Origin of the sequence: Geminocystis sp. NIES-3709 (assembly GCF_001548115.1) — a bacterium.
Lineage (GTDB): Bacteria > Cyanobacteriota > Cyanobacteriia > Cyanobacteriales > Cyanobacteriaceae > Geminocystis.
This window is the reverse complement of the sequence record NZ_AP014821.1, coordinates 1,823,560-1,837,946: the sequence shown is the minus strand read 5'-3', so window position 1 is coordinate 1,837,946 and position 14,387 is coordinate 1,823,560. Positions and strand designations below refer to the sequence as shown.

The following is a 14,387-nucleotide window of genomic DNA, read 5'->3' as shown; positions in this document are numbered from 1 at the left end:
GCAATCAGGGATGATTTCTTAAAAATCAATTATTAGAAAAATATATCGAATATACTGATAGTTTTGCCTTTTGCTTTTTTAATTAGGTTTTTCTTATAACTCAAATAATATTCCTATATTTATTAAATTTAATAAAATATCTATTTAAAGAATCCTGCCAATAAGAAGGAGTAATATCTAACTCTTGAGTAATTTTTTTTGTACTCAACACAGAATAAGCCGGACGTTTTGCTGGAGTTGGATATTCTGAAGTAAAAATAGGTAATATTTCTTTCACTTTTAAATCATAGCTTAATTTTTCTGCTGATTTGAAAATATTAACAGCAAAATCGTACCAGCTACAAACTCCTAAATTAGTAAAATGATAGATTTTTTTAATATTTTTTTCTTGCAAAAATTGATTAATTATCTTATTAATAACTAAAGCTATATCTTCAGCATAAGTAGGACAACCAATTTGATCAATAACTACTTTTATTTCTTCTCTTTGTTTCCCTAATCTAATCATAGTTTTGAGAAAATTGCTCTTTCCATAAATACCATAAACCCAAGCAGTTCTCAAAATAATATAATTATCAATATTTTGTTGTATATTTTCTTCCCCTAATAATTTACTTTTGCCATAAACTCCTAAAGGATTAGTTAAATCTATTTCTAAATAAGGGGTATTTGCTTTTCCATCGAAAACATAATCAGTAGAAATATGAATTAATTTTGCTTTAATTTTATCACCTTCTTCTGCTATTATTTTAGGCACGATCGAGTTTATATGATAAGCTAAATCTGGTTCAAATTCTGCTTTATCAACAGCAGTATAAGCCGCAGAATTAACAATAATATTAGGTTTTATTTCTTGGATAATTGTCCTAATTTTATCTTCTTCAGTTAAATCAACTATCGTTCGATCGAGCTTAATTAATTCTCCCATTATTGGTAAAGTATAAGTTAATTCTTTACCTACTTGTCCTTGACTACCAAATAACAAAATTTTAGTCATAATCAATAACAAAAAAAGTATAGTAAATATATTTAAGTTGTGTAACGTTCTATTATACTAAGATCTTGTCTTTACTCTAATTTTGTATCTCTCAATCTTTATATTTACTAAATAATACAAAAACTCTTATCTAAATTGTGAGAATATTATTATCAAGTTAAACTAACTTTATTTTAAAAAGGCTTTTATTGTCCATTGATAAATTTATTAGTTAGAATAAATAATGAAGATTAAAAGCATAATTGTTTAGTTATGAAAATTTTATCGAAAACCAATACTCGATCGAGATTATCTGATAGTTATTCATGGAAGTTAATAATTTTTTTAATATTTGGACTATCTATTTTTTCACTCAATTCTTTGTTAGAAGTTAATTATTTTGTGAGAAACTATCTTATTATTTTAGAAATACAAAGCTCGATCGTCCTAGTTTATTTTACTAATATAAAGTTGAAAAAATTAAAAAGAAATAAACAGTATTTAGAAAATTAGTATTAATTAATTAAAATGAAAAATAGATCAGTTGCTATTATTTTAACTTTCTTTCTAGGTGGTTTTGGTGTTCATAAATTTTATTTAGGACACAATTTTGCAGGAGTATTATACTTAATATTTTCATGGACTCTAATTCCGTCTATACTTGCAATTTTTGATTTTATTGGTTTATTACTAATGTCAGATCAAACATTTAATGGTCAATATAATAATTTAATTAGTAGTTCATTTAATAGCCCTTCTTTATCTTCTAAAAAAGAGAGTATTAATACTTTAACGGAACTTAAAAAACTTTATGATCAAGGTATTATAACAGCTGAAGAATATGAAGAAAAAAGAAGAAAATTTTTGAATTCAATATAAAATTTAAGTCACAAGGTGAAATTATTATGACTTATAATAAAAACTGGTTTGATAGAAATCCTCCTTGGTTATGGTGGTCTTTTTTTCCCATTTTTGGTGGATTTTCCTTAGTTTATGCGGGGTGGAAAAGTAAAACAAATTCGTGGTTATTTATCGGCGGTGGATTAACATTTGTTTCTCTTTTATTTTCTTCTTTATTACCCTCATCAGTATATTTATTTTGGATAACTCAAATCATTATTGCATTTAAAATTAAACAAAATTATTTAATAAAAACTGCACCAAAAGGAGTATTAATTCCTTCGTCAAAAATTGCTCAATTAATAGCAGAATATAGAGGAAAAGTTGATATTAATAATTGTTCTAAAGATGATATAGTTTATCAATTAGGTTTATCCATTATTCATGCCAACGATATTGAATCTTTAAGACATGAAGGCTATATGTTTATGGATATTGATGATTTATCAGAAGTAGCAGGAATATCAGAGAATATTTTAAGACGTATCGAACCTTTAATGGTTTTTGGTTATGATTTGAGAAAAGAAGTTGATGTTTCTTGGCGTAGATTAAATACTTTATCTGTAGATGAATTAATAAGTTATAATATTGACGAAAATAGTGCAAAAAAAATTGTTTTAGAAAGAACGGAAAAAGGACAGTATAAATCTTTATTAGATGTTAGAAAACGTACTGGAATCCCCATTCAAATTTATCGTCATTTGGTATAAAAATTATAAATATGTATCATAAAAATTTATGGGTTTATAGAAGGTATTTATTCTGAAGATTAACACAGAAAAAAGTTATGGGATAAGCTCAATGTTCCATCCGCAAATATTAATCATTTAAAGCAATGGTGGGAGCAAAACGGGAATTTACTTTTAAATATTGCTAGTTCAAGCGATCGAATTAAGAATAATTAATAGAAAATAAGAGTTTACTAAAATGACAAATTCAGATGCACATAAACAAGTAAATCTTGATCGAAATATTATCGATCGAGTTAGTCAATTAAAAGCTAAATTACAAGAAGCTAGTTATGCTTATTATGTATTAGATAATCCCATAATGGAGGACACTATTTATGATCAACTTTATCGAGAATTACAGGATTTAGAAAACAAATATCCTAATTTAATAACTCCTGATAGTCCTACCCAAAGAGTCGGAGATAAACTCGATCGACAATTTAATTCTGTTACTCATAATATACCTCTTTATAGTTTAGAAAATGCTTTTAATTTTGAGGAGTTAAAAAACTGGGAAAATCGTTGGCAAAGACAAATAGAAACTATACCAGAATTTAATTATATTTGTGAATTAAAAATAGATGGATCTGCTATTGCCTTAACCTATGAAAATGGAGTTTTTACTAAAGGCTTAACAAGAGGAGACGGTATAACAGGAGAAGATATAACCCATAACTTACGAACTATTCACTCCATTCCTTTAAGATTAAATATAGATAATCCTCCAGCTATTGTAGAAGTTAGAGGAGAGGCTTTTTTACCCCTCCAAGAATTTAATCGTATCAATCAAGAAAGAGAGAAAAATAATGAAAACTTATTCGCCAATCCTCGTAATGCAACTGCAGGTACTTTACGACAATTGGATCCAAAAATTGTTAGTGAAAGAAAATTACAATTTTTTGCTTATAATGTTTATATTTCCCCTGAAAATAATTTAATTAATACTCAAAAAAAGGCTTTAGAATTTTTACAACAATTAGGTTTTTTGGTTAATCCTAACTATCAATTTTGTCAAGATTTAAACCAAGTAAAAACATATTTAGACAATTGGGAAATGGAAAGAAAAAATTTACCCTACATGACAGATGGAGTGGTGGTAAAAATTAATCAATTCACTTTACAAAATGACTTAGGTTTTACTCAAAAATTTCCCCGTTGGGCAATTGCTGTTAAGTATCCTGCGGAAGAAGTTACAACTACTGTTGAAAAAATTATTGTTAATGTAGGACGCACAGGGGCAGTAACTCCTCTAGCAATTATGAAACCTGTTTCTCTAGGGGGTACGATCGTGCAAAGAGCTACTTTACATAATGTCGATCGTGTAAGAGAATTAGATATTAGAGTGGGAGATACTGTAATTATTCGTAAAGCTGGTGAAATTATCCCCGAAGTAGTAGAAGTCATCAAAGATTTACGACCTAATGACACTCAACCGTACCAAATGCCGACTCATTGTCCTGAGTGTGATTCAATCTTAGTACGTCCTGAAAATGAAGCTGTTACCCGTTGTGTTAACACTTCCTGCCCTGCAATTTTGCGAGGTAGCTTAATTCATTGGGCGGATAGGGATGCGATGGATATTCGAGGTTTAGGGGAAAAAGTAGTTATCTCCCTGATAGAATATAAATTAGTAAAATCGATCGCAGATTTATATAAATTAAAACCCTTTGAAATAGCAGATTTAGAGCGAATGGGAGAAAAGTCTGCACAAAAATTAATTATGGCTATTGAAGATAGTAAAAAACAATCTTTTCATCGGGTTTTATATGGCTTAGGGATTCGTTATGTAGGTGCATCCAATGCTCAATTATTAGCTGATAATTTTAATAATATTGACAACTTAATTAAAGCTACAAAAGAAGAATTAGAAGGAATTTATGGTATTGGAGAGGAGATAGCTAATTCTGTGGTAGAATGGTTTAGCATCCCGAAGAATAAAGAATTAGTTGAAGAATTAAAAGACTTAAATATTAACTTTCAGAGTAATTCTACTCAACACATTAAAGAAAAGAAATTAAGTAATAAAGTTTTTGTTTTAACAGGTACTTTACCAACTTTAAAACGCAATGATGCGAAGAAACTTATTGAAGCAGAAGGAGGAAAAGTTAGCAGTAGTGTTAGTACAAAAATTGATTATGTGGTGGTAGGAGAGGATGCCGGTTCAAAATTAGAGAAAGCACGAAAATTAAACCTACAAATTATTGACGAATCACAGTTATTAGACTTAATAAAATCTACCTGATAAGGTAATTACCCTTAAAATGGTTCGGTTATAACACTTTAACAAAAGTTATAAAAAAGTTATTATTAGTTTTGTCTGGAGGAATATGAGATGATTAAACTATGATTTTATCTGATTATTTGGGAGTTAAGCTAGGAGATATTTTATTAGAAGAAGAAAACCTAGAATTAACAGATTTTGGTGATAATGACTCTAATATTTCTATTAAAGCACAGCAACAGTGGCATAGCTCGATCGTGTCTTTAGAAAAATTATTAATGACGACTATTGAATTAGAAAAAAACAATCCTCAATCGATACAAGGGTTGATAATATCTTCCCCAACTCCCGTTATTCAAGATGTTAAATTAATATCTCATTTAGAAACCGTAATTTTTTCTTCTTGGGGTTGTTCTAAAATGGCATTAATGCCTTCTCATTCTCAAACTTCTTTCAGTAAAGTATCTTCCTTTATTGATGTTTCTTTAGGGGTAAATGATACGTTAAATGATGAACAATTTACCCTCGTTTTAACCGATAAATTTTCCTTCGTAATGGTTAAATCTATGGATAAAAATAATGAAGGAAATTTTCACTTTTCTTTTAATCCAGAAATTATTAAAAAAATATGGTTTTTACTTAAAGCAAGACTGATTCTTAGTAAAAATTATCATAAAGAATATTTAGAAGAATTATTTACTAGATTTTATCCCACTATTCCTGATTATAAAATCGTTACTCAATTTAGTCGTTATCTATTACAAAATATTTCTTCACAGGAAAATCTAATTTCTGAAAATAACAAAATTCCTCGTCAAAGTAGTAGTATTTCTCTGAAAAAAACTCCCTTACCTCCTTATCCAGAATTTGAGTTATTACAAGCATTAACTCATGAAATTAGAACTCCTTTAACTACTATTAAAACCCTAACAAAACTGTTGTTAAAAAGGGCAAAAAGTACTCCTGAATTAGTTAAACATTTAGAATCGATCGAGCAAGAATGTACAGAGCAAATCAACCGCATGGAATTAATTTTTAGAGCGGCGGAATTAGAGTCAAAATCTTCTCAAAAATCTGAGGTTAAATTAGTCCCAATTTCTTTAGAACAAATTTTAAATCAAAGTATTCCCAATTGGAAAAAACAAGCAGAAAGACGAAATATAATTCTCGATATTATTATACCAAATAAATTACCTCAAATTGTTAGCGATCCGAATATGTTAACTCAAATTTTAACAGGATTAATGGAAAGATTTACCCGAAATTTACCAAGTGGCGAACATTTTAAAGTGTTAATTTTACCAGCAGGAAATCAATTAAAATTACAGTTTTTATCGGAGTCTAATGTTAATAATGAACAAGTAAAATGCTTAGGAAAATTGTTACTTTTTCAGCCAAATACAGGAAGTTTATCTTTAAGCCATGATGTCACTAAAAATATTTTCCATGCTTTAGGAGGTAAATTAATTATTAAACAAAAACCTGATAAGGGGGAAATTTTAACAATATTTTTACCCTTAGGTAATAGTTTTCAAATTAGTAAATAAAAAACTTGTGGAAAAATTATTCTTAATGGTTTAAGATGTAGTTTTTCGATGGTGATTTTCATTTATGTTTAAAAAGAAGTTTCGTTTTAGTTACATCCTCGTAATTTTTTGTTTTTTGACAATTATTTTATGGGGAAAAACTGTTGTTGCTTATAATTCTCAAGCCGATCGAGATTCTATTATACCTAGTTTGATCGAGTCTAAACAAATTATTGCCCAAGACTTTGATAAAGTAGAAATTAAGACTACTCCTCTCAAAAATAATATTTATATGTTGCAAGGAGAAGGAGGAAATATAGCAGTTTCTGTGGGCAAAGATGGAATATTGATGATAGATAGTGAATATGCTCCATTATCAACTAAAATCATGGCGGCGATCGAGAAAATTAGTGATCAACCCATTCGTTATCTAGTTAACACTCATTACCATTCCGATCATACAGGAGGCAACGAAAATTTTGCTAAGGCAGGTGCGTTAATTATTGCCCATGAAAACGTACCAAAACAGATGAAAATAGCCCATTCTTTCCCTATTTTATCTCTGGAAATGCCTGTTGCTCCTACGGATGCTTTACCAAAAATTACATTTGATGACACTATAAATTTTAATGTCAATGATCATCAAATTCATGGTTTTCGTGTAGCTCCAGCTCATACAGACGGAGATATAATACTTCATTTTGTTAATGAAAATATTGTCCATACAGGAGATTTATTTTTTAACGGCATTTATCCTTTTATCGATATAGGAGTGGGCGGTTCAGTACAAGGTATGATTTCTGGTATTGATAAAATTTTACCTCTTTGTAATGATGAAACCCTAATAATTCCCGGACATGGCCCTTTAGGTAACAAAAAAGAATTAATAACCTTTCAAGAAATGTTAAAAACTGTTAACCAAAGAGTTAAAGATGGTATCGCTAAAAACATGACATTGGATGACTTGATAAAAGCTAAAACCATTGACGATTTGCAGGAAACTTGGGGTAAAGGATTTTTCAATTCTGATCAATTCTTAACTATTACATATCAAGGCTTAACTAAAAATTAGGAACAATTATGACTCTCTTAGCTTCTCGTCGTGATAAATTATTGCGAAAAAAGGTGTTAGGCATTAGGTGGTAGATATTAAGTTAAATTTAAACTGTTAATTGATAACAATTACATTTTTTAAATGCTTAAAACTAGATAGATTAAGGTTTTTATCGATTATTTTCTAGTAATTTATCAGAACTACTGTAGAAGAGCCACAATTATTAAGAAACGTCCCCCTTTTCAAAAAATTTGGGGGATTTTTAGATTATCAATTACAATAAAATCATTATTAGCTAATCTCAGTGAATTTAAAATTATAGGTAAACAGAGGGAAAGAAAACCGACAAGATTCGTCTGACTTGCTTTTTATTTCTGAATTTTATCGATCGAGTTAAGTATAATTTATTCAATTATGTAGCAAGAATTATTTAACTATATCATTTTTTGTTTTATAATATGTAATTCATAATATTACTTATACAAAATATGTCTTATTATTATATTACTAAAGTACCTGTATTTAGTGTTTGTCAACTAAAAAACTCTTGGCTTTGGGTGGCATGGGACAATCAGGAAAAAGCTAACGAATTTTTGCTTAAAAATAGTAAATCATCTCTAACAGATTGTTTATTTTATAGTTATGTATCTTCGAGACAAATAGCCTTACAACAAGCGGCTAAAATCTTGGGTAATCCTTCTAAAGAAATTGATAGTAAATTTGCTTTAGAATTAGCACAACTTATTATCACCTCCAGTAATATAAATAATCAAAAATCACAAGAAAAAAAAGCAGATAAACAACAAGAAAAAACTGAGATAAATTCTATAGAAAAAGATTTAGAGAAACTTAATTCTTTAATAGGATTAAAAGAAGTAAAATCAACGGTACAAGAATTAGTAAATATTGCCAAAATTGCTCAACTCAAGGAAAAAGTAGGGTTAAAATTACCTCAAATTACGAAACATTTAGTATTTACAGGAAATCCGGGTACTGGTAAAACTACCGTAGCAAGAATTTTAGGTCAAATATATCAAAAATTAAATATACTTTCAAAAGGACATTTTGTCGAAATTGATAGAACAGATTTAGTCGCCGAATACTTAGGACAAACAGCACCAAAAACCACTAAAATAATAGAATCTGCTTTAGGTGGAATCCTTTTTATTGACGAGGCTTATTCTCTTGTACCAGAAGATAAAAAAGATATGTTTGGACAAGAAGCAGTAAATACATTGTTAAAATTGATGGAAGATAATCGAGATGATTTAGTTGTTATTGTGGCTGGATATAAAGAAGAAATGAAAAGATTTATTCAGTCAAATCCTGGTTTAAAATCTAGGTTTTCTAATTTCGTAAATTTTGTAGATTATACTTCAGAAGAATTAGTAAAAATATTTGAATTAATGTGTAAAGAACACGGATATATAATTGATAATCAAGTAAGAGAAAAAATCCTTAATTTACTAGATGAATTTGAACAAAAAATAGGACAATTAGGCAATGGTAGATTTGTTCGTAATATATTCGATCGTTGTATTGCTAATCAATGTAATCGTCTAGCTAATCTTTCTAACCCTACCAAACAAGATTTAATAACTTTTAAAATTAATGATGTTATTTTAGCTTCAAAACAGTTACATGAATCTCTACAGTACTAAAAATATAGGTATAGATGTTTTAAATTCTCCTAAATACCTTTTTATTATCTGAGTGAAGTATAAAATCATTGATGGAGATAGAGAAGAGGCAATAGTGCGATTAGGAACAATTATTGAGAGATTTCCCCCTTCTCAAAAGGTTGGGGGATTTTTAGATTATCTTAAATTACAATCACATCATTATTAGTTAAGGCTAATCCCCCCTTTAAAGTAGCAACCTGTACTTCCGTAGTTCCTCCGACACCATCAGCATCATAATAAAATGCACCATTACTACTATTGTAGATTAAACGTTGAGTACCGGAATTTGCACTCGTTATTCCTGCACCACTACGGAATTGATTAGCCATTAAAGTCCCTGTACTTAAACTAAAGCCACTACCACTTAAAACGATCGAGTCATCTACTACACTGAAATCTGTAATTCTATCAATGTCTTCTGAGGGAGAGTTAAAAAAGAAGGAATCAATACCACTACCTCCCGTGAGAGTATCATTACCATTACCCCCTGTTAAAATATCATTACCACTACCAGCCGTTAAAATATCATTAGCATCTCCTCCCGTTAAAGTATCATTACCACTGCCACCATCAAGAATGTCGGCAAAATTGCCTCCGATAATACTATCATTGCCACTGCCACCTAAAAGAGTATCAGCAAAATCTCCTCCCATAAGAGTATCATTACCACCAGCACCACTGATATTATTTTTAGTATTGGTAATTCCCATAAGGTTATCAGCGATTCCACTACCTGTAGTGTTAGTAGTTGTCAAAGCAGATACTGTAAGCTCAAAGGTATCACTAACAAACAATGTTCCCGTATCTGTCGCCGTTACCTTCACACTAAAAGGGATAGTTGTTATATCTGATGGGGAGGGAGTACCACTAAAAGTACGAGAATTGCAATCAAAAGACAACCAACTAGGTAAAGCATTACCATCATCTAAAGTGGCATTATAAGTTAAAGAGTCTCCTTGATCTACATCATTAAAAGTATTAACATCAAAACTAAAATCAAATAGGTTATATTCTGTAGCTGTTTGATTAGGAATAACATTAGCAACCGTAGGAGAATCATTAATAGGATTAACAGTAACGGTAATAGATTCACTATCGGTTAATGCACCCCCTGAGCCAGTATTACCCTGATCATTAACGCTTAGGCTAATAATCTCTGAACCAGAGAAGTTAGCATTCCCTTGATATGTCAAGTTGTTCAAATTCAAAGCTGAGTTGATATTGGTTAAATTACCACTAAAGGTGACGTTACTCGCCCCATTACCTGTGACACTGGTCAAACCTGAAGTACTACCGAGAGTGAGGATTCCTGACACGGCAGAAAGAGTGACAACAACATCACTACTTCCAGCATCCACATCCGCTAAACTAATACCTGTAATGGTTATAGGTGTATCTTCATCGATACTTTGTGAACCCGGAACAGTTAAAATGGGGGCTTCGTTAACGTTATTGACATTAACGGTGAAAGGCTCACTGTAGATTAAAGGATTACCACCATTGGCATCAGTCGAGGTAATGGTAATATCATAGGTTGATTTAATTTCAAAGTTTGGACTCGCTCCGATAAAGAACAGTTCAGTTCCATTCTGAATAGCAAAATTGGTGGTATCGTTAACGATTAAAACATTATTATTGCCACTAGCATCAGGATCAGTAATAGTAATATCTCCGATTTTAACACCTGCACCAACCACAACGTTTTCCGTAATAGTGTTGCTAGAAAGGATTAAATCTGTAGGAGCTTGATTAGCTGGAGCTGTGGTAATAGCAATACTCCAGCCACCGGTCATAGTACCAGAATCTTCTAGGGTGTCATCAACTATATAAAGTTGCCAAGTTCCATTTGGATCTGTTCCATTGAAAGCGCCTAAAGTCGAAAGATAAGGGCCAGAGGGGGCCGAAGCGGGAAAAGTATCACTTGGCGAGGAGTTAGTAGGTTTATAAGTACCAGTAGTGATTTGAGTTGCATCTGGCAAAGATGAGGCGGCGCTGTCGGAGAAAGTTAGAGTTACACCCGATATATCTGGATTTCCCCCTGTATCAGACATGAGAATCATCTTAACTCCAGTGGGTGATACCAACAAAATATCTATATCATCGGGAAATGTATGACTAAGATTATTAAGAGTGACTTGAACAGAACTAATATTTCCATCAAATCCACTTACCACGATACTTGACGGATAAGGATTGGACGGAGAAGTATTTACAGTTGAATCAACAGGAATTGTGATGTTAGCAGTGTTAGAAAATGTACTAGGAGCTGATTGTTCTATAGTTAGAGTCTCTCCATTCAAGACGATCATGCTAAAATCATTTTCCGTGGAGATTCGGTTTAAGGTTTGGACAGATAAATATTGTCCTGTTAGTAAGGTTGAAAATAATTCCCCTTCATCCCCAACGGTATCTATCTCATTAATTTGTGTATCAATAAAGTGACCGATTTCCTCTAAAATTACAGCGTTAACGGCATCGTCTGAAGCATTGGCAAAGAACGAATCGGAAAGATAAATGGTATTAGTACTGAGGGCATAACCACCTCTAGCATTGCCTAAAATATCATTGTTGAGGATTTCGATCGTGGGTAAATTGCTAAAGTCTTGATTTAACCATTGAGTCTTAATATTTTCTGCAAGGGTAAAATTATATTCAGAACCAAAAACTCGATCGAATTTTACCCAAAAATCTTCTGAACCTGCGAATTGTTGTAATTGTTGATAAACAGTACTGAGATCATTAATTAGAATAGTCATAATTTTTTCTAAGGGTGATTGATAAAGGGAAAAACAAAAATAGATTGTTAAGATCAGGTATATTAGTCAAAAAACATCTGTAGCAGAAATTCCTATCGATAAAATTTAGGAAAGTCAACTATCTGAATATCTAAAAAACTTAAAGGGTATTTGGAAATATTTTGTAGTATAGCAAGAATATCGTAATAAAGATTATCAAAAGAGGTTAGCTACTTTTTTTTAGGGTTTTAATACTTTTTTATAATTAATTAACTAACTAAGCTAAGACATTCTTGACTTATACTTTTTCATTAGTGAAAATTACTCAAATTTTTATCCATGAGCCATTATCACCACTCCTATTTTGAACAGTAAACTTAGATAGGTTTTCGTTTACTAACGATTAAGAAAAATTGCTATATTTTATTTTTTTCAGGCTAAAGTTTTATGAATTTATCAAGTATTTTGCGTTCGGTTAATCAAAATATCTAAGTCCTACAAGATACTGATTTTTTTAACTATTGATTTAACTTTATATTAATATTATATCTGATAAAAATTATTTAAGTGAATTAGTTAGTTAAACCATTTATAAAATAGTCATTAATACTTAAGTTATCAGCTTATTTTTAAATTATTTATTAGAAAATATCTATTATTTTTGGAGAATTATAACTACTCATATTAAATCCGTTTAAATACTTAGATGAAAAATAAAATTAAGATTTCGAGATTTCCGAAATTTGATGTAAGGTGAGTTAACCTAAACCTTAAAAACATAAAGTTTTAACACCAATAGTTAACCGAAATTTCTTACTCAAAAATAATTAAATTTAGTAAATAATTGCCTAAAATCAATAGTATCTTTTTTTATTTTTTAGTAGTTATCGATAAAAATTTGAGTAAAGTTACTAACAATTTGATGAGACGAATTAGTTTGTTTTATCTTCTTAAATAAAGTTTCATTTCTAATTATCCAAACTGTTGACATTCCTACAGATAAGGCCGCATTAACTTCTGTTTCTATATCGGATAAAAAGATAATTTCATGAGGATTTAATTTGAGAGAATTAGCAATATTTTGATAGGAGTTAAATTCTTTTTTATCACCAATATTAGTATCAAAAAAACCAGAAAATAAATTTAGTAAATTGCCATATTCTGAGTGTCCAAAAAACAATTTTTGAGCATAAACTGAACCAGAAGAATAGATATAAATGGGAATTTTTTGGCTATGCCAGAAAGATAATTTTTCATAAGCGTCATTGTAAATATGTGATTGATAATCGCCATTTTTATAACCTTCTTCCCAGATGATGCCTTGTAAATCTTTTAATGGCGTAATTTTTCGATCGACTTTTATCCAATGTTTTAAAATGTTACTAATTTCCAAAGGCGTATAATCGTTCAAATTTTCTAATTTTGCTACTTCTAAAACTGATTTTTGAACTGATTGACTATTCCAATTTTGAGACAAAAAACTTTCTATTTTCTTATAAGCATAGGGAAATAGAACATCATGAACAAAACTAATAGAACTTGTTGTGCCTTCAATATCCGTTAAAATTGCTTTAATCATCTTATGTAACAGTGGTATTTTTTGAAAAAAAAACTTCCCATAAATAAATTATAGGAAGAAAATTAAATTGATTGAAATAAGCTAATAGGTAAATAATTATTTTATTAATTAGTTTTTAATACAGGTGCTAATTTAATATTTTTTGCTAAACCGAAAAACTCTAAAAATTTAATGGTAAACCATGTTAAATCAAGTTCCCACCATTGTAAGCCGTGACGGGCAGAATATTGATAAGCATGATGATTGTTGTGCCAACCTTCACCGAAAGTTAATAAGGCAACCCACCAACAATTACGAGATTCGTCATTGGATTCGTGACTTTTATAACCAAATTTATGAGTAGCGCTATTGACAAACCAAGTAACGTGAAATACTAACACTAAACGAAGGAAAATACCCCACACGACTAAAGAAATTCCTCCCCACCAGAATAGGAGTAAACCGAGAACAACTTGAACGGGAATAAAATATTTTTCACAGAAGAGATAAAAAGGATCGTCTTGAATATCTTTTGTATATTTAGGAACGTGTTGATTAGCTGGATTTTTAATAAACATCCAGCCCATATGACTCCACCAAAAACCTTTGTTAGAATCATGGGGATCACCTTCATGATCAGAATATTTATGATGGATACGGTGTAAACCTACCCAAGAAATTGGCCCGCCTTCACAGGCTAATGCACCGCAAAAAACTAGAAGATACTCTAACCATTTTGGGGTATCAAAACTACGGTGAGATACTAAACGGTGATACCCTAATGTTATTCCAATACAAGCGGTTAACCAGTATAAGAAGGCTGTAACTCCTACGGCTTTCCAACTAAAATTACTAGGTAAAAATGCAAATAAAGCTACTAGGTGAATAGTAGCCATGTAAATAATAATATGCCATGCGAGAGGCGGTTTTTCGGAAGTTGTAACTGTCATTTTTTAGAGGTAAACTATATTTTTTTTATTTTACTATTTTGTCCTGTTTAAAAA

Annotated in this window: 11 protein-coding genes; 7 read left to right on the top strand and 4 right to left on the bottom strand. The window is 30.4% G+C overall.

The annotated features are described in order from the left end of the window. Window positions 1-100: 100 nt before the first annotated feature. Window positions 101-997: a dTDP-4-dehydrorhamnose reductase gene (rfbD, locus tag GM3709_RS07910; protein ID WP_066118092.1), complete on the bottom strand. Its 897-nt coding sequence runs from the start codon at window positions 995-997 to the stop codon at window positions 101-103. 252 nt (window positions 998-1,249) lie between these two features. Here rfbD and GM3709_RS07905 point away from each other — a divergent pair, with 252 nt between their 5' ends. From GM3709_RS07905 to GM3709_RS07875, 7 genes are all read left to right on the top strand, one after another. Further along, window positions 1,250-1,489 (top strand): hypothetical protein, encoded by a 240-nt coding sequence (locus GM3709_RS07905; protein WP_066118090.1) that lies wholly within the window; start codon window positions 1,250-1,252, stop codon window positions 1,487-1,489. A gap of 15 nt (window positions 1,490-1,504) precedes the next feature. Further along, window positions 1,505-1,855, top strand: coding sequence for an NINE protein (locus tag GM3709_RS07900; RefSeq protein ID WP_066118088.1), 351 nt, complete (start codon window positions 1,505-1,507; stop codon window positions 1,853-1,855). 26 nt (window positions 1,856-1,881) lie between these two features. Beyond that, on the top strand, window positions 1,882-2,586 hold the full coding sequence (locus GM3709_RS07895; protein WP_066118087.1) for a helix-hairpin-helix domain-containing protein: 705 nt from the start codon (window positions 1,882-1,884) through the stop codon (window positions 2,584-2,586). A gap of 217 nt (window positions 2,587-2,803) precedes the next feature. After that, window positions 2,804-4,849: an NAD-dependent DNA ligase LigA gene (gene ligA / locus GM3709_RS07890; protein WP_066118085.1), complete on the top strand. Its 2,046-nt coding sequence runs from the start codon at window positions 2,804-2,806 to the stop codon at window positions 4,847-4,849. A 101-nt stretch (window positions 4,850-4,950) separates the two neighbouring features. After that, window positions 4,951-6,375: a sensor histidine kinase KdpD gene (locus tag GM3709_RS07885; protein ID WP_066118083.1), complete on the top strand. Its 1,425-nt coding sequence runs from the start codon at window positions 4,951-4,953 to the stop codon at window positions 6,373-6,375. 64 nt (window positions 6,376-6,439) lie between these two features. Further along, entirely contained in the window at window positions 6,440-7,426 is a 987-nt protein-coding gene (locus GM3709_RS07880) for an MBL fold metallo-hydrolase (protein WP_066118081.1), read from the top strand. Window positions 7,427-7,896: 470 nt separating this feature from the next. After that, window positions 7,897-9,069 carry an AAA family ATPase gene (locus tag GM3709_RS07875; protein WP_066118079.1) on the top strand — a complete coding sequence of 391 codons (1,173 nt, stop codon included), beginning with the start codon at window positions 7,897-7,899 and terminating at the stop codon, window positions 9,067-9,069. A 161-nt stretch (window positions 9,070-9,230) separates the two neighbouring features. Here the strand turns inward: GM3709_RS07875 and GM3709_RS19675 are convergent, their stop codons facing one another. The 3 genes from GM3709_RS19675 to GM3709_RS07860 form a co-directional block, all read right to left on the bottom strand. Next, entirely contained in the window at window positions 9,231-11,846 is a 2,616-nt protein-coding gene (locus GM3709_RS19675; protein ID WP_066118077.1) for a putative Ig domain-containing protein, read from the bottom strand. Window positions 11,847-12,702: 856 nt separating this feature from the next. After that, window positions 12,703-13,404, bottom strand: coding sequence for an acireductone synthase (mtnC, locus tag GM3709_RS07865; RefSeq protein ID WP_066118076.1), 702 nt, complete (start codon window positions 13,402-13,404; stop codon window positions 12,703-12,705). A gap of 104 nt (window positions 13,405-13,508) precedes the next feature. Further along, window positions 13,509-14,333 (bottom strand): acyl-CoA desaturase, encoded by an 825-nt coding sequence (locus GM3709_RS07860; protein WP_066118074.1) that lies wholly within the window; start codon window positions 14,331-14,333, stop codon window positions 13,509-13,511. Window positions 14,334-14,387 lie beyond the last annotated feature (54 nt).